The sequence below is a fragment of the Candidatus Pseudomonas phytovorans genome (assembly GCA_029202525.1).
GTDB lineage: Bacteria > Pseudomonadota > Gammaproteobacteria > Pseudomonadales > Pseudomonadaceae > Aquipseudomonas > Aquipseudomonas phytovorans.
Genome location: CP119325.1, coordinates 943,835 through 963,884 on the forward strand (window position 1 = coordinate 943,835; position 20,050 = coordinate 963,884).

At 62.5% G+C, this 20,050-nt stretch carries 16 protein-coding genes; 8 read left to right on the plus strand and 8 right to left on the minus strand.

The window, feature by feature from the left end; genetic code table 11:
* Positions 1 to 7: 7 nt before the first annotated feature.
* The gene (gene hutG, locus P0Y58_04140) at positions 8 to 811 is read left to right on the plus strand and encodes an N-formylglutamate deformylase (protein ID WEK31394.1); all 804 of its coding nucleotides are present in this window, start codon (positions 8 to 10) and stop codon (positions 809 to 811) included.
* A gap of 3 nt (positions 812 to 814) precedes the next feature.
* Here the strand turns inward: hutG and P0Y58_04145 are convergent, their stop codons facing one another.
* Positions 815 to 6,403, minus strand: coding sequence for an NEL-type E3 ubiquitin ligase domain-containing protein (locus tag P0Y58_04145; protein WEK31395.1), 5,589 nt, complete (start codon positions 6,401 to 6,403; stop codon positions 815 to 817).
* 148 nt (positions 6,404 to 6,551) lie between these two features.
* On the opposite strand from P0Y58_04145, the gene pip reads away from it, so the two are divergent.
* The 7 genes from pip to P0Y58_04180 all read left to right on the plus strand — a co-directional run bounded on the left by pip (position 6,552) and on the right by P0Y58_04180 (position 15,345).
* Positions 6,552 to 7,523 carry a prolyl aminopeptidase gene (gene pip, locus P0Y58_04150; GenBank protein WEK31396.1) on the plus strand — a complete coding sequence of 324 codons (972 nt, stop codon included), beginning with the start codon at positions 6,552 to 6,554 and terminating at the stop codon, positions 7,521 to 7,523.
* Positions 7,520 to 7,957 carry a D-aminoacyl-tRNA deacylase gene (gene dtd, locus P0Y58_04155; GenBank protein ID WEK31397.1) on the plus strand — a complete coding sequence of 146 codons (438 nt, stop codon included), beginning with the start codon at positions 7,520 to 7,522 and terminating at the stop codon, positions 7,955 to 7,957. The genes pip and dtd overlap by 4 nt, the downstream gene beginning before the upstream one ends.
* 263 nt (positions 7,958 to 8,220) lie before the next feature.
* Positions 8,221 to 9,960, plus strand: a complete 1,740-nt coding sequence (locus P0Y58_04160) for a glucan biosynthesis protein G (protein ID WEK31398.1) — start codon at positions 8,221 to 8,223, stop codon at positions 9,958 to 9,960.
* The gene (mdoH, locus tag P0Y58_04165; GenBank protein WEK31399.1) at positions 9,953 to 12,526 is read left to right on the plus strand and encodes a glucans biosynthesis glucosyltransferase MdoH; all 2,574 of its coding nucleotides are present in this window, start codon (positions 9,953 to 9,955) and stop codon (positions 12,524 to 12,526) included. Before P0Y58_04160 ends, mdoH begins: the two co-directional genes overlap by 8 nt.
* A 254-nt stretch (positions 12,527 to 12,780) precedes the next feature.
* Positions 12,781 to 13,578: a transporter substrate-binding domain-containing protein gene (locus P0Y58_04170; protein ID WEK33272.1), complete on the plus strand. Its 798-nt coding sequence runs from the start codon at positions 12,781 to 12,783 to the stop codon at positions 13,576 to 13,578.
* 77 nt (positions 13,579 to 13,655) lie between these two features.
* Positions 13,656 to 14,618, plus strand: a complete 963-nt coding sequence (locus P0Y58_04175) for an amino acid ABC transporter permease (protein ID WEK31400.1) — start codon at positions 13,656 to 13,658, stop codon at positions 14,616 to 14,618.
* A complete protein-coding gene (locus tag P0Y58_04180) occupies positions 14,611 to 15,345 on the plus strand; it encodes an amino acid ABC transporter ATP-binding protein (GenBank protein ID WEK33273.1) in 735 nt (244 codons plus the stop codon). Before P0Y58_04175 ends, P0Y58_04180 begins: the two co-directional genes overlap by 8 nt.
* A gap of 125 nt (positions 15,346 to 15,470) precedes the next feature.
* Here P0Y58_04180 and P0Y58_04185 read toward each other — a convergent pair whose 3' ends face one another.
* From P0Y58_04185 to hisI, 7 genes are all read right to left on the minus strand, one after another.
* Positions 15,471 to 17,048: a methyl-accepting chemotaxis protein gene (locus P0Y58_04185; GenBank protein ID WEK31401.1), complete on the minus strand. Its 1,578-nt coding sequence runs from the start codon at positions 17,046 to 17,048 to the stop codon at positions 15,471 to 15,473.
* Between the two features lie 101 nt (positions 17,049 to 17,149).
* Complete coding sequence (locus P0Y58_04190) at positions 17,150 to 17,857, minus strand: 16S rRNA (uracil(1498)-N(3))-methyltransferase (GenBank protein WEK31402.1); 708 nt, start codon at positions 17,855 to 17,857, stop codon at positions 17,150 to 17,152.
* Positions 17,854 to 18,642, minus strand: a complete 789-nt coding sequence (gene tatC, locus P0Y58_04195) for a twin-arginine translocase subunit TatC (GenBank protein ID WEK31403.1) — start codon at positions 18,640 to 18,642, stop codon at positions 17,854 to 17,856. The genes P0Y58_04190 and tatC overlap by 4 nt, the downstream gene beginning before the upstream one ends.
* Positions 18,639 to 19,016, minus strand: coding sequence for a Sec-independent protein translocase protein TatB (gene tatB, locus P0Y58_04200; protein ID WEK31404.1), 378 nt, complete (start codon positions 19,014 to 19,016; stop codon positions 18,639 to 18,641). Before tatB ends, tatC begins: the two co-directional genes overlap by 4 nt.
* 3 nt (positions 19,017 to 19,019) lie before the next feature.
* Entirely contained in the window at positions 19,020 to 19,292 is a 273-nt protein-coding gene (locus P0Y58_04205) for a twin-arginine translocase TatA/TatE family subunit (GenBank protein WEK31405.1), read from the minus strand.
* Positions 19,293 to 19,317: 25 nt separating this feature from the next.
* Positions 19,318 to 19,653, minus strand: a complete 336-nt coding sequence (locus tag P0Y58_04210) for a phosphoribosyl-ATP diphosphatase (GenBank protein WEK31406.1) — start codon at positions 19,651 to 19,653, stop codon at positions 19,318 to 19,320.
* A gap of 1 nt (position 19,654) precedes the next feature.
* Complete coding sequence (gene hisI / locus P0Y58_04215; protein WEK31407.1) at positions 19,655 to 20,047, minus strand: phosphoribosyl-AMP cyclohydrolase; 393 nt, start codon at positions 20,045 to 20,047, stop codon at positions 19,655 to 19,657.
* Between the last annotated feature and the right edge of the window lie 3 nt (positions 20,048 to 20,050).

The following is a 20,050-nucleotide window of genomic DNA, read 5'->3' on the forward strand; positions in this document are numbered from 1 at the left end:
AGGCACGATGGACAAGGTACTGAGTTTTCACCAAGGCCGCCTGCCGCTGCTGATCAGCATGCCGCATGCGGGCTTGCGCCTGAGCGACGCGGTGCGTGACGGCCTGGTCGCCCAGGCGCGCAGCTTGCCAGACACCGACTGGCACATCCCACAGTTGTACGACTTTGCCCGCGACATGGGGGCCAGCGTGGTGGCGGCGGAGTATTCGCGCTTTGTCATTGACCTGAACCGCCCGGATGACGACAAGCCGCTGTACGCCGGCGCGACCACAGGCCTGTACCCGGCCACGCTGTTTGAGGGCGAGCCGCTGTTCAAGGAGGGGCTGGCGCCCTCCAGCGAAGAACGCAATCGCTATCTGGAGCAGATCTGGCGCCCGTATCACGACACCCTTCGTCGCGAACTGGACCGGTTGCGCGAGCAGTTTGGCTATGCGCTGTTGTGGGATGCGCATTCCATCCGTTCGCACATCCCGCACCTGTTCGATGGCAAGTTGCCGGACTTCAACCTGGGTACTTTCAATGGCGCCAGCTGCGATCCGGCACTGGCCGACCGCTTGCTGGGCGTATGTGCCGAAGCGCCAAGCTACAGCCATGTGCTCAATGGCCGTTTCAAAGGCGGGCACATCACCCGGCATTACGGTGATCCGGCGAACAACATCCATGCGGTGCAGTTGGAGCTGGCGCAGAGCACCTACATGGATGAAATGGAGCCTTTCACTTATCGTGAGCAGCTGGCGCAGCCGACCCAGTCGGTCTTGCGCCGCCTGCTGGAAACCACCGTGCAGTGGGGGCATGAGCACTACGGTCGCTAACGGCTATTGGTGCTCGGCCCGAATGCGCATGGTCAGCTCGGCGATCAGGTTTGCCACCTGCTGGTCACGCCCAGCCTCCAGCGCGCGGGTCGGCGCCTCCAGTTCGTCCAGGCTCGCCTCTGGCTGGTCGTACTGCAGGTTGTTCACCGCGCTCTGGAATTTCGTTTCGATCCGGTCAAAAGCCTCTGCGTAAGCTTCGCGCAGATAATCTGTCCAGAAGGGCGTAATGCCGGCGAACGTCAGAAAGTCTTCCCCCTCTTCTTGTTCCCAGATACGTAGCGCCGCATCTGTGGCGTCCATTGAGCTCACGTCGGCGCCGAACATCATTTCGTCAGCGGGGGTGAGCAAGTCCAGGCGTGTGGCCAGCAGGCGCCGGTAGGCCAGGCGCACCTCAGCGGCATCCTGGTGCAGTGACCTTGAACTGGCGATTTCATCGAGCCGCTCTTGGCGGAAGTGGCGGCGCAGCAAGCGATAGAGGCGTGACTCACGATCCGCTCCGGTCGTATCCAGAACGGCCTGGACGATCATGCACATCTGCTCGACCTGTTGGAACTGCAGCAGGATCCCGTCCGGGCAGGTCCCCTCGCGGATCGCCTCGGCGGCAATCGCATCGAACACCTCCCGCTCATCGGGCTGACTGGCCGTGATGGCCAGCACACGCCAGACACGCTCGGTGATACCTGCCCGGGTTTCGGTATTGCGGTAGGGCACGGCAGTTGTCAGCTGGGTGATCAGTTGCAGCAGGTTGTCGGCGTCGCCGGCCTGGCGCAGTTGCTGCCACTGCGCGTTGCGCGGCGCTCGCAAGCTACCCGCATCCTCCAGCCAGGGGTCGGCATCCAGCGCGAGCATTGGTGCCCAGGGGGCGAAGCCATGGTGGTGGTAACTGCCGGTGCTGCCTGTACTGCCAAGGCTGCCAAGGCTGCCCAGCGAGCTGCCGAAGGCGCCGTCGGGCTCGATACCGCCTGGCAAGGCGTTGAGGATGTCAAAAGGCAAATCCATGTCGAAGGTGTAGCTGCGGTCGTAGCGCTGCGAAAGATGGGCTGTTCGCATCGTTTCAGTGGTCAGCGGGTTATCGGTCAACAGGATTGCGACGCTGCCAAATGTGCTTTGCGGGTTGTCAAGAATCGGCTGGGGAAGTGCTGTCAGAAGGTTTTCCCGCAGGTCTAAGGTGTACCTGGGCATCAGATTGTCCAGCCAGTCAGGCCAGCTTTCCAGGCCTATATTGCGTAGCGCCAGGCGGTCCAGACGCGGAGCCATGCCATTGAGGCTGCGCAACTCCGGGCTCAACCGGTTGCCAGAGATATCCACCTCCCTCAAGGCGGGCATCCGTGCGATCACGCGCATGGCCTGGTTGTCGATCACCAACCCCTGGTTGATCACACTCAAGCGGCTGAGCGCCGGCAGTTGGGTCAGTGCCTCGGGCAGTCGCGAAAGCGGCTGGACATGGCCGTCGAGGGTCAAATGGGTGATATGTGTGAAGCGTTCAAGCCACTGGTCAAGCTGCTCTGCCGTGGCTTGCATGCGGGTCAGCCTGACAATGTCGGCGCAGCGGATGAAGAACGCCGGCAGCGAAGGTGGGAAGTCTTCGAGCCTGAAGTCATCGAGGTTCCAGGGGCTCAGGGTGTCTTCACGGGCACGACGTTCCCAGAAATCGAGGGTCGACTGGGCGATCCTGGCTCGGGCGCTTGCCGCTTGATCGTCCGGCGCTGCCGACGAGGTAGAGGCCATGCTCCATTGCTCCAGATCGTCGCGCAACGCTTGATATTGCTCGATGACAAGCGTGTGCCCGAAGCTGAAACCGAATCGGCGGCGCAGGCTTGTCTGGCTGCGGTGCATATCCAGCAACTGGGCAGGGCGCAGGGCATTGCCTTCCAATAGCACTTGGGTTTGCGTGTTCAGGCTTTCGGCGTTGTTCACCAACAGCGTCGGTACCCAGGTGAGGTTGTTGTGCCGCAGCGACAAGGTGCCGATCCGCTCCAGCGCCGCCTCGTCGAGCCATTGCGGCCACTGTTCCAGGGCCATCCGGTCCAGGCCCAGGTAGTCCAGGTACCAGTCCGGGAAGCTGAAGCGGGTGAGGGGGGCGAGACGGTTGCCGCTCAGGTCCAGGTAGCGCAGTTGCTCGCGCGCGGCAAAGCGTTCGAGGTCCAGCGGGTACAGTGTCAGGTTCTGGTTGATCAGCCTCAGTTCATCGAGCTGGGGAAAACTGCTGACGATCAACGGCAGGCTGTTGGCGAACCCCGAGGCGCCAGCGTGGGTGTTGTAGTCACGGCCGATTTCGAGGGCCAACAGATTGGGGAAATGCCGGAACACGTTGCTCAATTGCGCTTCGAAATCTGTCCAGGCCAGCGCACCGTCGTTCGAGTGATCGAGGACGATGTTGTCCAGTTGCAAGCGGCTGACCCGTAAACCAATGAAGTCAGGCAATTGCCGGGGAAATTCGGCGATGAACATCCTGGAAAGCCGCAGCACGCCTGGCGACTCGTCAAGCTCGGGCACGGCACTGTGAATCCAGTGCTGCCACAGGGCCATTTCGATTTCTTGCCTGTTGGCGCGACTGGCACCCAGGCCCGCGATCTGGCCGGGCCCGGAGAATGCCTCGTCCAGGCTCTGGCGCAGTGCCTGGTGCTCGGCACGTAGTTGCTCGATACGCGCCTGTATCTGCCCGGGCGACCGGCCAGCGGTTTCCAGGGCCACCAGGACGCGTTCCGATGATACGGCGAACTCGGGCGCCAAGGTCATCTCGTCAAGTTGCGACAACAAGATGCTTCTGCTCGGCCGCTCTGCCAGTTTTCCATCACCGCTCAGGCGATAGCCCAGGCGCCCATCGGCCAGGCGCATCGGCGAACGAAACACCGCTGGCTGCATGTGCAACACGTTGCGCAGTTCAGCGCGTGAGAGCAAAGGGGCGTTCTGCACCCGTTCGTACAGGGCCGCCGCCGACTCGATACCCAGCGCCGACTTATGTGAGCCGGTCAAGGCTTCGAACACGGCGGCGTACAGGCTGTCGTGGGTGCGGATCTGCTCATCCGGGGTATCGGCCGACGGGGTTTGCAGGTAGCCGGCCCAGGCGCTGTTGATTGATAGCCGTCGACTCGACCCTACCGGCCCGATGCTGTCGGTTTGTGCCGGGGAAACCTGCCGTTGGTTTAACTCTACCCTCAGGTCGTCGGGCCAGCCTGGCAGCCGTTCGAGCATGCGCAGGGCCAGGCGGTCGCTGTCCCAGTTACGCGCAGAGCGCAGATAGAGGCCTTCGTAAGCGCGCGCCAGGCGCACGTGTTGTTGATAAAGCCGAACTTCCTCAGCCAGGCGGTTAGGCACCTTGCCAGCAGTCAGCATGCGTTGTTCGGCGTACGAGGCACTGCGCGCCAGTTCCTCGCATAGCGTGGCGGGCAGTTTCGGGTAGACCCTGCGTAGCAGCGCTGCTCGAGGGGTAAGGGGGTTGATGATTGCCTGGGTGCGGCGGCTGAATTCCGCGCTGCGTGCCATGACCGATGCTTCGGGGAGTACCTGCTGTATGTGCTGATCAAGGGCAAAGCGCTCCATCGTGTCTTCCAGCAGCGCTGGTAGCCGCTGGCTGTGAGACAGAACATTGCGCAGCATGTGCTCGTCGGTGCCGCTGACACGCAGTATCTGCGCGGTGGCAGCTTCACTGAAACTGGCCTGCAGGTGCCCAAGCCTGCGGAACAGGCGCATGCCGGCCCAGCTTCGCGGTTGCTCTGTGGGCAGCAGCCACGCCCCTGCACCGTTGTGCAGCGCCGGCGGTTGATAGCCGGTGGCACGGGCAGGGTGTTCGAGGTGATATCCATTGCCGGTTTGCCTGACCGAGAAAACCCGGTTCTCGATGGGCAGCCAGGTCTTGCCATCGTGGTGAAACAAACCGAATTCGTCGGGCTTGAGCCCTGCTGTCAGCACCTTGTCATGGGCGAAAGGGGCCAGGTCGGGCCTCCACAGTCGCCGCTCGCCGCCGGGCAGCGCGACAGGCTCAAGTGCTTCGATGAATGAGGGGGTTTCCACGGGTATCCGTTCTACCACGGGGCGGCCTTGTGCCATGGCTGTCGCTGTCAGCGCAGCCATGATCGCGACGTTGTCGATCACATCCATCAGGTAGTCGAACGCTTGCTGCCGGTCTCGGTCCAGCCAGCTTTCGATACCCTCGAAGGCTTCATTGAGCAATTGCGCTGCAGTTACGCCGAGCATCACGGCCCCAAGCGGCGGTATGAACAGCGCAGTCACGTTCAGGCTGAGGAGGGCCATGGACTCGAAGTAGCCGAACAGGCGCTGCCTGGCCTTGCCGTCCTGCGTTGCCGTCGGTACGGCATGGAACAGGCCGTCATCCCTCAGGCGTTGTTGCCGCTGCGTGACCCGCTCATCCAGAAATGCCTGGGTGAACGGATGCACGTGGAGCCTGACCTGGGCATCGGGGTCGGGCAAACGCTCTTTATATTGGCCACTGGCGTTCCAGGTATAAGGCTCAAGAGTGTCGGTGAGCCTGTCGAGGAACGTGCTTTTGTGGCGGTCGGGTAGCAGTTGCAGGCCCTCTGGGCGCCGGAACGCTGGCAAGTGCTGGAGCAGGAATGCTTCGGCATGGGCCCTGGAGGCGTGCTGGGTCAGTGGCTCGGGCATGCCGGGTAGGTAGAGCACCAGCCAGCCGTCATAGGGGTATACAGGGCCAGGCGGGAATCGCCCTGCCCCCGTTGGGACACGCGCATCGATACCTACTGTCAGGGCGCCGGTGAGTGCGACGTGCAACAGTTCGATGCCGCCACACAGCACCGGATGGCCGTCATGTTCGACTTTTTTTTCGCTATCGAGCTTAAGTAACGTTTCATGGATCGCTTTGTCGATTCTGCCAAGCAGAAAGGCGTGGTGAACGTGCAAATGGAATGTGGAGCGCTCGGCGGCTGCGAACACTGCGCGAAAGGCCCCGGCGTCAGGCTGGGAAGCCGGGGGATCGATAGCATCGAGCAGTGCCTGGTACTTGCCGCCGATATCCAGTTCGCGTGCCAGCGCTGCAAATTCCTCGGCGGCGATGGGCAGCTTTCGTGCTTTGGATGCCAGGCTGACGTCATTGCTGTCGAGGATGTATGACGCACTGTTGCCGGCGCTCAAGCCTCCAGGCAGTGCTTCGAAGGCCTCGAAGTTTTGCAGTGCGCTGTGCAGAAGGGGTTGGGTAGCGAGGGTCAGGGCGCGGGACGAGGTCACAAAGGGGTCGCTGCCGGGGCTGGAGAGCCCCTCTTTGAAAGCGGCAGCCATGCTCAAATTCATCAGGTAGGTCTTCGAGACATCGACCTGCTCGTTGAAGCGCTTGCTGATTGCTTTCGACAGCAGGTCAGTGGCGAACTGCTGCAGTTGCGGCACCGTTGCCAGCAATGCGTCAAGCCTGGGCTGTGCCTGCAGGTGTTGGCCATAGGTTTGCACCAGCGCCTGTGCTACCCCAGGGTTTTCCTGGCATGCGCGGTCGAATCGGGGATCGCGCTGGCTTGCCGCCCTGCGCATGAGCTGGCGCTGCTCCGGGTGGGCATTGGCCACCCAATCGGGTAGCTTGCTGGCGACAAGATCGCGGTGCGCCTCAGGTTTGGTTGCGTCGATCATGGGAAGTCTCGCTTTGACTGGACCTCCCCATGCTATTGAGCCAAGTCTGCGGCCTGCACATAAGATGATCTCGCTCAGACACATGCTCAAAGCGCAATTCAGGTTTATGATGCCCAACGGCAGTCAATATCCTCACACGGAGTGCGCAATGCAGACCCTCTACCCGCAGATCAAACCCTACGCCCGGCACGATCTGGCCGTGGAAGCGCCGCATGTGCTGTATGTCGACGAAAGTGGCTCGCCAGAGGGGCTGCCCGTGGTGTTCATCCACGGTGGCCCGGGCGCCGGTTGCGACGCGCAGAGCCGTTGCTACTTTGACCCCAACCTGTACCGCATCATCACCTTCGACCAGCGCGGCTGTGGCCGCTCCACGCCCCACGCGAGCCTGGAGAACAACACCACCTGGCACCTGGTCGAGGACCTGGAGCGCATTCGCGAGCATCTGGGCATCGACAAATGGGTGCTGTTCGGCGGCTCGTGGGGCTCGACCCTGGCCCTTGCCTACGCCCAGACGCACCCCGAGCGCGTGCACGGCCTGATCCTGCGCGGCATCTTCCTGTGCCGGCCGCAGGAGATCGAGTGGTTCTACCAGGAGGGTGCCAGCCGCCTGTTCCCCGACTACTGGCAAGACTATATCGCGCCGATTCCCCCGGAAGAGCGCGGCGACCTGGTCAGCGCCTTCCACAAACGCTTGACCGGCAACGACCAGATCGCCCAGATGCATGCGGCCAAAGCCTGGTCCACCTGGGAGGGCCGTACCGCTACCCTGCGCCCCAACCCGCTGGTGGTCGACCGCTTCTCCGAGCCGCAGCGGGCGCTGTCGATTGCTCGGATCGAATGCCACTACTTCATGAACAACGCCTTCCTCGAGCCTGACCAGCTGATTCGTGACCTGCCGAAAATCGCCCACCTGCCGGCGGTGATCGTGCATGGCCGCTACGACGTGATCTGCCCACTGGACAACGCCTGGGCTCTGCACCAGGCCTGGCCGAACAGCGAGCTCAAGGTGATCCGTGACGCCGGCCACGCGGCGTCCGAGCCTGGCATCACCGATGCCCTGGTGCGTGCCGCCGACCAGATGGCCCGGCGCCTGCTCGACCTGCCGTTGGAAGAAGCGTGAAAGGCCTGCTGCAACGCGTGCGCGGCGCAAAGGTCGAGGTGGCCGGCGAGGTGGTCGGCGCCATTGACCACGGTTTGCTGGTGTTGGTGGCGGTTGAGCCTGAAGATTCCCGCGAACAGGCCGATAAGCTGTTGCACAAGCTGCTGAACTACCGTGTGTTCAGCGACGAACAGGGCAAAATGAACCTGTCGCTGAAGGATGTGGGAGGTGGATTGTTGCTGGTGTCGCAGTTCACCTTGGCGGCAGACACCCGCAACGGCATGCGCCCGAGTTTTTCGACGGCAGCACCGCCGGCCCTCGGCGCCGAATTATTCGACTATCTTTTTCAGCAAGCGAAGGGCCAGCACGGCAACGTGGCAAGTGGCCGATTCGGTGCAGACATGCAGGTGCATCTGATCAATGATGGCCCCGTAACATTTATGTTACAAATATGAGGTCAAAAAACCCTTTGTTTATATGAAAACAAGGGGTTTTGTACGATAAATAGTTGTTCCAGCCTGATGCGTTGTCACGCGACCTGCTGGATAATCGCGCGCTGCATGGACCTGCGTTCGCAGGTTCGTTTCACTCTGACTCGAGCATTGTCTGGATCCGTTTGGGGAATCATTACGCCCTCACGGGGTCCGAACAGTGCTCGCCAACCCGGCATTTGTCGCTGGCCGTTGGTTTCATGATCTGTTTTCGGCGAGGGTTGCTCGTGATTGTTAGTCCCCAAAAAGCATCAAGAATCCCCGGCATCGGGCTACGCAAGGCCCTGCTGGCCAGTGTGGCAGTGGTCGGCCTGATGAGCGCGGGCCAGCTGTGGGCATTCAATCTTGACGATGTTGCAGCCAAGGCAAAGGATCTCGCCGGCCAGAAGTACGATGCACCCAAAAGCAACCTGCCGGCGGTGTTCCGCGACATGAAGTTCGCGGACTATCAGAAAATTCATTTCCTGCAGGAAAAGGCCGAGTGGGCCAAGGACAAGACCCCGTTCAAGCTGTCGTTCTATCACCAGGGCATGCACTTCGACACCCCGGTGAAAATCAACGAGGTCACCGCCACCAAGGTCGAGGAAATCAAGTACGACCCGAGCCGCTTCGAGTTCGGTGACGTGCCACATGACCCGGACACCACCAAGAACCTGGGTTACGCCGGTTTCCGCGTGCTGTACCCGATCAACAAGGCCGACAAGCAAGACGAGATCATGACTCTGCTTGGCGCCAGCTATTTCCGCGTCGTCGGTAAGGGCCATGTGTACGGCCTGTCGGCCCGTGGCCTGGCCATCGACACCGCGCTGCCGTCGGGCGAAGAGTTCCCGCGCTTCACCGAGTTCTGGGTCGAGAAGCCCAAACCGGCCGACAAGCACCTGGTGATCTATGCCCTGCTGGACTCGCCGCGCTCCACCGGCGCCTACAAGCTGACCCTGCGCCCGGGCAACGACACCGTGGTCGACGTGCAGTCCCGCGTGTTCCTGCGTGACCAGGTCAGCCGCCTGGGCATCGCCCCGCTGACCAGCATGTACCTGTTCGGCCCTAACCAGCCGTCCAGGGTCCTCAACTACCGTCCGGCCTTGCATGACTCCGAAGGCCTTTCGATCCACGCCGGCAATGGCGAGTGGATCTGGCGCCCGCTGAACAACCCGAAACACCTGGCCGTGAGCAACTTCAGCGTCGAGAACCCGCGTGGTTTCGGCCTGATGCAGCGTCAGCGTGACTTCAGCGACTACGAAGACCTCGACGACAACTACCAGAAGCGCCCAAGCGCCTGGATCGAGCCTAAGGGTGACTGGGGCAAGGGCACCGTTGACCTGGTCGAAATCCCGACTGCCGACGAGACCAACGACAACATCGTTGCCTTCTGGAGCCCGGAGAAGCTGCCGGAAGCCGGCAAGCCGATCGAGTACGCCTACCGCCTGCACTGGACCATCGACGAGGCGAAGTTCCAGGCGCCTGAGCTGGGCTCGGTCAAGCAGACCCTGCGTTCCACCGGTGACGTCAAGCAATCCAACCTGATCCGCCAGCCAGACGGCAGCGTGGCATTCCTGGTCGACTTCGCCGGCCCGGCCTTGGCCGCATTGCCGCAAGACACCGTAGTGCGCAGCCAGATCAGCGTTGACGACAACGCCGAGGTGGTCGAGAACAATCTGCGCTATAACCCTGAGACCAAGGGCTGGCGCCTGACCTTGCGCCTGAAGGTCAAGGAAGCCAACAAATCGACTGAAATGCGTGCCGCGCTGCTGCGTGATGTGCCGGTCGAACCCGCCAAGCCTGCCCAGGACGCCAAGCAGGACAAGGCCGCAGCCAAGCATGCCAAGGCCGAGAAGGCCGTCAAGGCTGAGCAACCTGCCAAGGCCGAACAACCTGCCGCCGATGCGGCGCCCACCAACGGGGCCCCGGCCACCACCGAGAAGGTGCTGACCGAGACCTGGAGCTATCAGTTGCCTGCCGATGAGTAACTCAAGCGCAAGGCCAGTATCGCTTGGCGAATACCTGGCTCACCTACCGATGAGTGACGAGCAGCGGGCGGAACTCGCCAACTGCACGTCGTTCACTGAGTTGCACCAACGCCTGGCGGCCAACCCGGCCGCCAACGCGGCCGAGGCCGTGCAGGCCTCGGTGGGCCCGCGCCTGACCGTGGGCAGCGCCGCCGAGCTGGAAGATGCCGAAATGCTCGGCGTCGACGGCAGCGGGCGCCTTTGCCTGAAGATCGCCCCGCCGATCAAACGTACCAAAGTGGTGCCAGAACCTTGGCGCACCAACGTGCTGATCCGCATGTGGCGGCGCATGACCGGCCGCCCCAACGCGCCCCAGCCACCCCAGCGCGAGCTGCCGCCGGCACGCTGGCGCACGGTCGGCTCCATTCGCCGTTACATCCTGCTGACCCTCATGATCGGCCAGACCATCATCGCCGGTTGGTACATGAAGGGCATCCTGCCGTATCAGGGCTGGTCGTTCGTCGACCTCGACGAAATCCTCAGCCAGCCGCTGTGGGATACGGTGGTGCAGGTGTGGCCGTATGCGTTGCAAACCTCCATCCTGGTGCTTTTCGGCATCCTGTTCTGCTGGGTGTCGGCGGGCTTCTGGACCGCACTGATGGGCTTCCTGGAGCTGCTCACCGGGCGCGACAAATACAAGATTTCGGGCAGTAGCGCCGGCAACGAGCCGATTGCTCCCGAGGCGCGTACCGCGCTGGTGATGCCGATCTGCAACGAAGACGTGCCGCGCGTGTTCGCCGGCCTGCGCGCAACGTTCGAGTCGGTGGCCGCCAGCGGCAACCTCGACCGCTTCGACTTCTTCGTGCTCAGTGACACCAACGACACCGACATTGCCGTAGCCGAACAACAGGCCTGGCTGGACGTGTGCCGCGAAACCAAAGGCTTCGGCCGCATCTTCTACCGCCGCCGTCGGCGCCGGGTGAAGCGCAAGAGCGGCAACCTCGACGACTTTTGCCGTCGCTGGGGTGGCGAGTACAAGTACATGGTCGTGCTCGACGCCGACAGCGTGATGAGCGGCGAATGCCTGAGCAGCCTGGTGCGCCTGATGGAGGCCAACCCGGACGCCGGCATCATCCAGACCGGGCCGAGAGCTTCGGGCATGGACACCCTGTACGCGCGCATGCAGCAGTTTGCCACCCGCGTGTACGGCCCGCTGTTCACCGCTGGCCTGCACTTCTGGCAGCTGGGCGAGTCGCACTATTGGGGCCACAACGCGATCATCCGCATGAAGCCGTTCATCGAGCACTGCGCCCTGGCGCCGTTGCCGGGCAAGGGTGCGTTCGCCGGTGCGATCCTCTCCCACGACTTTGTCGAAGCCGCGCTGATGCGCCGTGCCGGCTGGGGCGTGTGGATTGCCTACGACCTGCCGGGCAGCTATGAAGAGCTGCCGCCCAACCTGCTCGATGAGCTCAAGCGCGACCGCCGCTGGTGCCACGGCAACCTGATGAACTTCCGCCTGTTCCTGGTCAAGGGCATGCACCCGGTGCACCGTGCGGTATTCCTCACCGGGGTGATGTCGTACCTGTCGGCGCCGCTGTGGTTCCTGTTCCTGGTGCTGTCGACCGCATTGCTGGCGACCAACACGCTGATGGAGCCACAGTACTTCATCGAACCGTATCAGCTTTACCCGCTTTGGCCGCAGTGGCACCCCGAGAAGGCCGTGGCGCTGTTCTCCACCACCATCGTGCTGCTGTTCCTGCCCAAGCTGCTCAGCATCATCCTGATCTGGGCCAAGGGCGCGGTCGAGTTTGGCGGGCGTATCAAGGTCACGCTGTCGATGCTGATGGAGATGCTGTTCTCCATGCTGCTGGCACCGGTGCGCATGATCTTCCACACCCGCTTCGTGCTGGCCGCGTTCCTCGGCTGGGCTGCGACCTGGAACTCGCCACAGCGCGACGACGACTCCACGCCGTGGAGCGAGGCAATGCGTCGCCATGGCCCGCAAACCCTGCTGGGCATTGCCTGGGCTGCTCTGGTGGCCTGGCTGAACCCGAGCTTCCTGTGGTGGCTGGCGCCAATCGTTGGTTCGCTGATGCTGTCGATCCCGGTTTCGGTGATCTCCAGCCGCACTCGCCTGGGCCTGGCGGCCAAGGACGAGAAGCTGTTCCTCATCCCCGAGGAATACGCCACTCCGCAAGAGCTGCTGGCTACTGACCAGTACACCCACGAAAACCGCTGGCATGCCCTGCATGACGGCTTCGTGCGGGCCGTGGTCGACCCGCGCCAGAACGCCCTGGCTTGCGCCATGGCCACTGCCCGTCACGGCCAGGCGGCGCCAATCGAAGCGCTGCGTGCCGAGCGCGTGGCCAAGGCGATCGAGGTCGGCCCAAAAGGGCTGGATCTCAACACCCGCCTGGCCCTGCTCAGCGACCCGGTGGCGCTGACTCGCCTGCATGAGCAAATGTGGGCAGAGCACAATGCGGCGTGGATCGATGTGTGGCGTGCGTCGATCAAGAACGACCCGCATTCGCCGTTGCTGCCGCTGCATCCGGAGAATGAAGGCCAACCGGCACTCGTCGGCGCCTGACAGGGCCTCCTCGCGGGCACGTCCGCTCCCACAGGTACAGCGCATGCCTCAAAGGCTGTGCAGTACCTGTGGGAGCGGGCGTGCCCGCGAAGCTTTTCAGGGCTCCCCCGTTTTTTGGCCAACAAAGTCCCCGCCAGCTCTAGGTCCCCGGGCCGCCATGCGTTAGCATCCTTCTCCGATACGAAGCTTCGGCCAGTACGGCCGTGCCAACACAATAAGATTCGCTACTTTTCTTGCTAGGGGACTTGGTGATGATCAAGAAATACCTTTCGCGACTGATGGTCGGTGTTACCGCCCTGGTCGCCGTGACAGCGGCCCAGGCCGGCGCTATCGACGACGCGGTCAAGCGCGGCACCCTGAAGGTGGGCATGGACCCGACCTACATGCCGTTCCAGATGACCAACAAGCGTGGCGAGATCATCGGCTTCGAAGTCGATATCCTCAAAGCCATGGCCAAGTCCATGGGCGTCAAGTTCGAGGCTGTTTCCACCGCCTATGACGGCATCATCCCGGCCCTGCTGACCAACAAGTTCGACATGATCGGCAGCGGCATGACCCTGACCCAGGAACGCAACCTGCGCCTGAACTTCAGCGAACCCTTCATCGTGGTTGGCCAGACCCTGCTGATCCGCAAAGAGTTGGCCGGCGAAATCAAGTCGTACAAGGACCTGAACAACGAGAAGTACCGCCTGACCTCGAAGCTGGGCACTACCGGCGAAATGGTCTCCAAGAAGCTGATCGGCAAAGCCAAGTACCACGGCTACGACAACGAACAGGAAGCGGTGATGGACGTGGTCAACGGCAAGGCTGACGCCTTCGTCTATGACGCGCCGTACAACGTGGTAGCGGTAGAGAAGGCCGGCGCTGGCAAGCTGCTGTTCCTCGAAGAACCCTTCACCTATGAGCCGCTGGCCTTCGGCCTGAAGAAAGGCGACTACGACAGCATCAACTTCATCAACAACTTCCTGCACCAGATCAAGCATGACGGGACCTACGATCGTATTCACGACAAGTGGTTCAAGAACAAGGACTGGCTGAAGGACATGGAATAAGGCCCAGGCCACAAGCCCGGCTTTGACCCCGACGCGCAGGCAAACCCTGCGCGTTCGCATTTACGGAAGTACCCCACGTGATCAAACACAAGAAAGCCCAGTGGCCCTGGCACGGGCTGACCGCCCTGGTGCTGGTCGGCCTGGCGATCAGCCTGTACATGGCCACCTCGATGATGTCCTACGAGTGGCGCTGGAACCGTGTACCGCAGTACTTCGCCTACAAGGCCGAGGACGTACAGCGGGCCGCCGGTTATGGCACCGTGCAGGACATCGTCATTGCCGGCGATAACGCCCGCGTCACGCTGAAGGACGAGCAAGGTGACGAGCAAGTGCTCGACGTGGCGAAGGACAGCCTGCAACTGAGCCGCGGCGACGATGTTGCCGAAGGCGACCAGATTGGTGTCACCCGTCACTGGGCAGCCGGCCCGCTGGCCTGGGGCCTCTGGACCACGTTGTGGCTGTCGGTAGTGTCTGGCGCCCTGGGCCTGGTCATCGGCTTGTTCGCTGGCTTGTGCCGGTTGTCCAGCAACCCGACCCTGCGTGACCTTTCGACCGTCTATGTCGAGCTGGTGCGTGGCACGCCGCTGCTGGTGCAGATTTTCATTTTCTACTTCTTCATCGGCACCGTGCTCAACCTGTCCCGCGAGTTTGCCGGGGTGGCGGCGCTGGCGCTGTTCACCGGCGCCTACGTGGCTGAAATCGTCCGGGCCGGGGTGCAATCGATTACCAAAGGTCAGAATGAGGCCGCCCGCTCGCTGGGCCTGAATGCTGGCCAGTCGATGCGCCACGTGATCCTGCCGCAGGCGTTCAAACGCGTGCTGCCGCCGCTGGCCGGCCAGTTCATCAGCCTGGTCAAGGACACCTCGCTGGTGTCGGTGATCGCCATCACTGAACTGACCAAGAGCGGCCGTGAGGCCATCACCACCTCGTTCTCGACCTTCGAGATCTGGTTCTGCGTGGCAGGCCTGTACCTGCTGATCAACCTGCCGCTGTCGCACATTGCCAGCCGGCTTGAGCGGAGGCTTGCGCAAAGTGATTGAAGTCCGTGACCTGCTGAAAATCTTCGACACCCGTGGCCAGGTGGTACGGGCTGTGGATAACGTCACCACTCAGGTGGCCAAGGGCGAAGTGGTGGTGGTGCTCGGCCCGTCGGGTTCGGGCAAGTCCACCTTCCTGCGCTGCCTCAACGGGCTGGAGCATTTCGACCAAGGCCATGTGGCCATCGACGGCCTGCAGCTGGCCGATCCGAAGACCGACATCAACGCCTACCGCCGCGAAGTCGGTATGGTGTTCCAGCACTTCAACCTGTTCCCGCACATGACCGTGCTGGAAAACCTGTGCCTGGCACAGAAGGTGGTGCGCAAGCGCAACAAGGCGGACCGCGAGGCCAAGGCCCGGGCGCTGCTGGAAAAGGTCGGTATTGCACAGAAGGCCAACGAATACCCGTCGCGGCTTTCCGGTGGCCAGCAGCAGCGTGTAGCGATTGCCCGCGCCCTGTGCATGGAGCCTAAGGTCATGCTGTTCGATGAGCCGACTTCTGCACTGGACCCGGAAATGGTCGGCGAGGTGCTGGACGTGATGAAGACATTGGCTCAGGAAGGCATGACCATGGTCTGCGTCACCCACGAAATGGGCTTTGCCCGTGAAGTGGCTGACCGGGTGTTGTTCTTCGATCACGGCAAGCTGCTGGAAGACTCGGCACCGGCGGAGTTCTTTGCTTCTCCGAAGGATCCGCGTGCTCAGGCGTTCCTGCGCCAGGTGCTTTAACCGCACCGGCCTCTTCGCGGGCACGCCCGCTCCCACAGGTACTGCGCAGCCCGTGAAACCTGCGCGATACCTGTGGGAGCGGGCGTGCCCGCGAAGAGGCCAGCGCAGGCAGCCCGCCCCTCAGTTTAGAGCTTGAACCGCCCCACCAACCCCTGAAGGTGGGTCCCCAGCCGCGCCAATTCCACGCTTGAACTGGCCGTCTCTTCACTCGCCGCCGAAGTCTGATCGGAAATATCCCGCACATTCATCACGCTGCGGTTGATCTCCTCGGCTACCGCCGTCTGCTCCTCCGCTGCCGTGGCAATCTGCTGGTTCATCGCCTGAATCGACGACACGGTGCGGGTGATGGTCTCCAGCGAGCTACCCGCACGGCGCGTCAGCTCGACACTGCTGTCGGTCAGCTGGCGGCTGTTGTCCATCACGCTGGCCACGCGCTGGGTACCGCTTTGCAGGCCGGCGATCAACTCTTCGATCTCTTCGGTCGACTGCTGGGTGCGTTGGGCCAGGCTGCGCACTTCGTCGGCAACCACGGCAAAGCCACGCCCGGCTTCGCCCGCACGGGCAGCCTCGATTGCGGCGTTAAGGGCCAGCAGGTTGGTCTGCTGGGCCACCGACTTGATCACATCGAGCACGCTGCCTATCTTGTCGCTCTCGGTCTTGAGCTGGTTCATCGCTTCGCTGGAGTTGAACACCTCGCCGGCCAGGCGCTCGATCTGCGCCACAGCCTCACCCACCACGCGGTCGCCTTCGCGCGCTTGCTGGTCGGCCATCAAGGCGGCTTCCGAAGCCTGTTCGGCGTTACGTGCCACTTCGTGCACGGTGGCGGTCATCTGGTTCATGGCAGTCGCCACCTGGTCAGTCTCGACCTTCTGGTTGTTGACCCCGGCGCTGGTCTGCTCGGTGACTGCCGACAGCTGTTCGGCAGCGCTGGCGATCTGCGTGACACCATCGCCAATGCCGCCGATCAGTTCACGCAGGCCCTGGGTCATGCGCTGCATGCTGGCCTGCAACTGGCCCAGCTCGTCGCGGCGCTGCACCGGCAGGTTCTGGGTCAGGTCGCCATTGGCCACGCGCTCGGCGGCGCGCAGGGTCTGGCGCAGCGGAATGATGATCTGCCGGGTGATGGCCCAGGCCGCCAGTAGCCCCAGCACCAGCGCCAGCGCGGTGGCCGCCGCGAGCAGGGTTTTGGCCTGGGCTGCGCCGGCGTCGCGCACTTTAGTTTGCGAGGCTGTCATTGCCTGACTGGTCTGCAAGAGGACCGTGCCTTGCTCGGCCATGTGCCGCAAGGCCTGCTCCGTCGCGTCCGGGTCCGCCGCGGATTGCTTGAGGTCAGCGAACGCCTGCCGATATTGGCGCACCGCTGTCATCTGCTGCTGGAGGCGTTGCTGGTCGTCGGGCTTTTCGATCTGGCCAAGCATCAGCTGGATCTGGCGCTCCAGGTCGTCCAGCGCCTTTTCCAGCTCTGCCACGGCTACGTTGTCGCGGTTGCGTTCATAGTGCTGGCGGGCGATGCGCAAGTCCTGGGTGTACTGATGGATCATCGAGATGTTCCCCAGCTTGTCGCCACGGTCGATGATACTGTCCATGCCGAGCCAGCCGGTCAGGGTGATGGCCAAGGTCAACAGCAGCACCAGGCCGAAGCCCAGCCCCAGTTTGCGATTGACGCTCACATTGCCCAGCGATTGGGCTAACCATTGATACATGTACGACTCCCGGGCGGCTTGGCAGCACAAATAGTTGTAGTGTTGCCAAGGCCATCGGCTCGGGAGGGGGAAACTTGATGGGCGAGAAAGTGACGTTTACGTCAGAAAATACGCGAAAGCAGCGCAGTCACGGCGGTTTCTACCCGCAGGATCCGATCACCCAGTTGTACCGGTGCCAGGCCAGCCTTGCCGAGCAGTTCTATTTCATAGGGGATCCAGCCACCCTCGGGGCCGATGGCCAGCGTGACGGCCTGCTCTACGGCGCGCGGGCAGGCGGGGTAGGGGCCTGGATGGCCGACTAAACCGAGGGTGCCGTCGGCGATGGCCGGCAGGCGGTCTTCGACGAAGGGCTTGAAGCGCTTCTCGATGATCACCTCGGGCAGCACAGTGTCGCGTGCCTGCTCAAGGCCGAGGATGAGGTTGGCGCGAATGCTGTCTGGCTGCAGGAATGGCGTTTGCCAGAAGCTTTTTTCGACCTTGTAGCTGTTCACCAGAATCAGCCTCGGCACGCCGAGGGTGGCCACGGTCTGGAACAGCCGGCGCAGCATCTTCGGCCGTGGCACCGCCAGCACCAGGGTAAGCGGCAGCTTGGCCGGTGGTTGCTGGTCGAAGGCCACTTCCAGTTCGGCTTCGTGCTTTTCCAGGCGCAGCACTGTGGCCTTGCCCATCAGGCCGTTTATGCGGCCCACGCGCAGGTTGTCGCCCACCGCTACGCCGTGGATTTCCTGCATGTGGGTGAAGCGCCGATCAGCCAGAACGACGCGGTCGGCCGAGACAAAGTCGGCCTCTTCAAGAAGCAACAGGTTCACGGTTGGGTCGCTGGTGGCTGGTCGTCAGGGTCGTCGGCGGTTTCGTCGTGGGCGCTGCGCTTGCGGATCAGGCTGCCACACAGCACGCCGACTTCGAACAACAGCCACATGGGTACGGCTAACAGGGTCTGGGAGAAGATGTCCGGCGGCGTAAGGATCATGCCGACCACGAAGCAGCCGATGATCACGTAGGGACGGACCTTCTTCAGGTACTTCACATCGACCACGCCGATCCACACCAGCAGCACCACGGCGACCGGGATCTCGAAGGCGACGCCAAAGGCGAAGAACAGCGTCATCACGAAGTCGAGGTAGTTGGCGATGTCGGTCATCATCGACACGCCTTCAGGTGTGGCCGCCGCGAAGAAGCTGAACATCAGCGGGAACACCAGGAAATAGGCGAAGGCCATACCGGCGTAGAACAGCAGGATGCTCGATATCAGCAGCGGGATGGCGATGCGCTTTTCGTGACGGTATAGCCCGGGCGCGATAAAGCCCCAGATTTGCTGAAGGATGAACGGGATCGCCAGGAACAGCGACACGATCATGGTCAGCTTGAATGGCGTGAGGAACGGCGAGGCCACATCGGTGGCGATCATCGTTGCGTTGGCTGGCAAGTGATCGCGCAGTGGCGCCGAGACGATGGTGTAGATCTGCTGGGCGAAGGAAAACAGCCCGGCAAAGATCAGGAAAATGACAGCAACGCAGCGCAGCAGGCGGGTGCGCAGTTCAGTCAGGTGCGAAACCAGCGGCATTGGCTGGTCTTGTTCCGGATTCTCGCTCATGGGGCTCGCGGCGGTTGAGGCGGTTCAGAAGGTGTGGCCGGGGCGGCAGGTGCTTCTACCGGCCGGGCTTCGAGCCCGGCAGGTGGTTGCACGCTGGCTGTGGTCACCGGTGGCTGCGCGGGTGGTGTCATCGGGTTGAGGATGCGCTTGGCTTCCTCTTCCATCTGCAGGATGTGCTCGTTGTGCAGCTGGCGGCGGATGTCGTCGGCGCCGATTTCGCGCTCGACCTCCATCTTGATGCTGTTGAAGCTGCGTTTGAGCCGGCCGATCCACAGGCCTGCCGTGCGCGCGGCACCGGGCAGGCGCTCGGGGCCGAGCACCAGCAGGGCGACCAGGCCGACCAGCAGTAGCTCGCTGAAACTGATGCCGAACATGGGTCAGTCTTTCCGCTGTGGCTCTTGGACCGGCTGGGCCTGGCCTTCGATGGTGTGGCCCTGTTGCTGCTGGGCAGTGTTCTGTACCGGTGGCACAGGTTGGGCTGGCGGCGGGGTTTGCTCGGCCGGCTTGTTCTCTTCGTCGTTCATGGCCTTGCGAAAGCCCTTGATCGACTCGCCCAGGTCACTGCCGAAGTTTTTCAGCTTCTTGGTGCCGAACACCAGGACCACGACAACCAGCAGGACGATCCAGTGTTTCCAGTCAAAAATACCCATGCTGCTCTCCTAGAATTCTGTTTGCTCAAGCCGAAGGCTGGCGCGCGGCTTTTTCATCGTGCCCGGACAGCCCGAAGCGGCGATCCAGCTCATCAAGCACGGCTTGCGGATGCTGGCCCAGCGCGCTGAGCATCACCAGGCTATGAAACCACAGGTCGGCGGTTTCGTAGATGACATCGCTGTAATCCTTGCTGACCTCGGCATCCTTGGCGGCAATGATTGTTTCGACCGACTCTTCGCCGAGCTTTTCGAGGATCTTGTTCAGGCCCTTGTGGTACAGGCTGGCCACATAGGAGCTGTCGGGCGCCGCTTGCTTGCGTTCTTCAAGCACTTCGGCCAGGCGGTTGAGGGTGTCGCTCATGTCAGTGTCCTGCGCTGTAGATGGCATCCGGGTCCTTCAGGACCGGGTCGACGATTTTCCACTGGCCGTCTTCATAGACGCGATAAAAGCAGCTTTCACGGCCGGTATGGCAGGCGATATGGCCCAGTTGTTCGACCATCAGGATGATCACGTCGGCGTCGCAGTCCAGGCGCATTTCATGCAGCTTCTGCACATGCCCGGATTCCTCGCCCTTGCGCCACAGCTTGCCACGCGAACGCGACCAGTAGATGGCACGTTGCTCGGTGGCCGTCAGAACCAGCGATTCGCGGTTCATCCAGGCCATCATCAGCACGCGCCCGGTCTTGTGGTCCTGGGCGATCGCCGGTACCAGGCCATCGCTGTTCCACTTGATCTCGTCCAGCCAGTCTTTCATCGT

Excerpts from the sequence above, each read along its gene's own strand:
- pip (WEK31396.1), top strand. The coding sequence starts at position 6,552 with ATGCAGACCCTCTACCCGCAGATCAAACCCTACGCCCGGCACGATCTG.
- P0Y58_04205 (WEK31405.1), bottom strand. The coding sequence starts at position 19,292 with ATGGGTATTTTTGACTGGAAACACTGGATCGTCCTGCTGGTTGTCGTG.
- mdoH (WEK31399.1), top strand. The coding sequence starts at position 9,953 with ATGAGTAACTCAAGCGCAAGGCCAGTATCGCTTGGCGAATACCTGGCT.
- hisI (WEK31407.1), bottom strand. The coding sequence starts at position 20,047 with ATGAAAGACTGGCTGGACGAGATCAAGTGGAACAGCGATGGCCTGGTA.
- P0Y58_04145 (WEK31395.1), bottom strand. The coding sequence starts at position 6,403 with ATGATCGACGCAACCAAACCTGAGGCGCACCGCGATCTTGTCGCCAGC.
- hutG (WEK31394.1), top strand. The coding sequence starts at position 8 with ATGGACAAGGTACTGAGTTTTCACCAAGGCCGCCTGCCGCTGCTGATC.
- tatB (WEK31404.1), bottom strand. The coding sequence starts at position 19,016 with ATGTTCGGCATCAGTTTCAGCGAGCTACTGCTGGTCGGCCTGGTCGCC.
- P0Y58_04210 (WEK31406.1), bottom strand. The coding sequence starts at position 19,653 with ATGAGCGACACCCTCAACCGCCTGGCCGAAGTGCTTGAAGAACGCAAG.
- P0Y58_04185 (WEK31401.1), bottom strand. The coding sequence starts at position 17,048 with ATGTATCAATGGTTAGCCCAATCGCTGGGCAATGTGAGCGTCAATCGC.
- tatC (WEK31403.1), bottom strand. The coding sequence starts at position 18,642 with ATGAGCGAGAATCCGGAACAAGACCAGCCAATGCCGCTGGTTTCGCAC.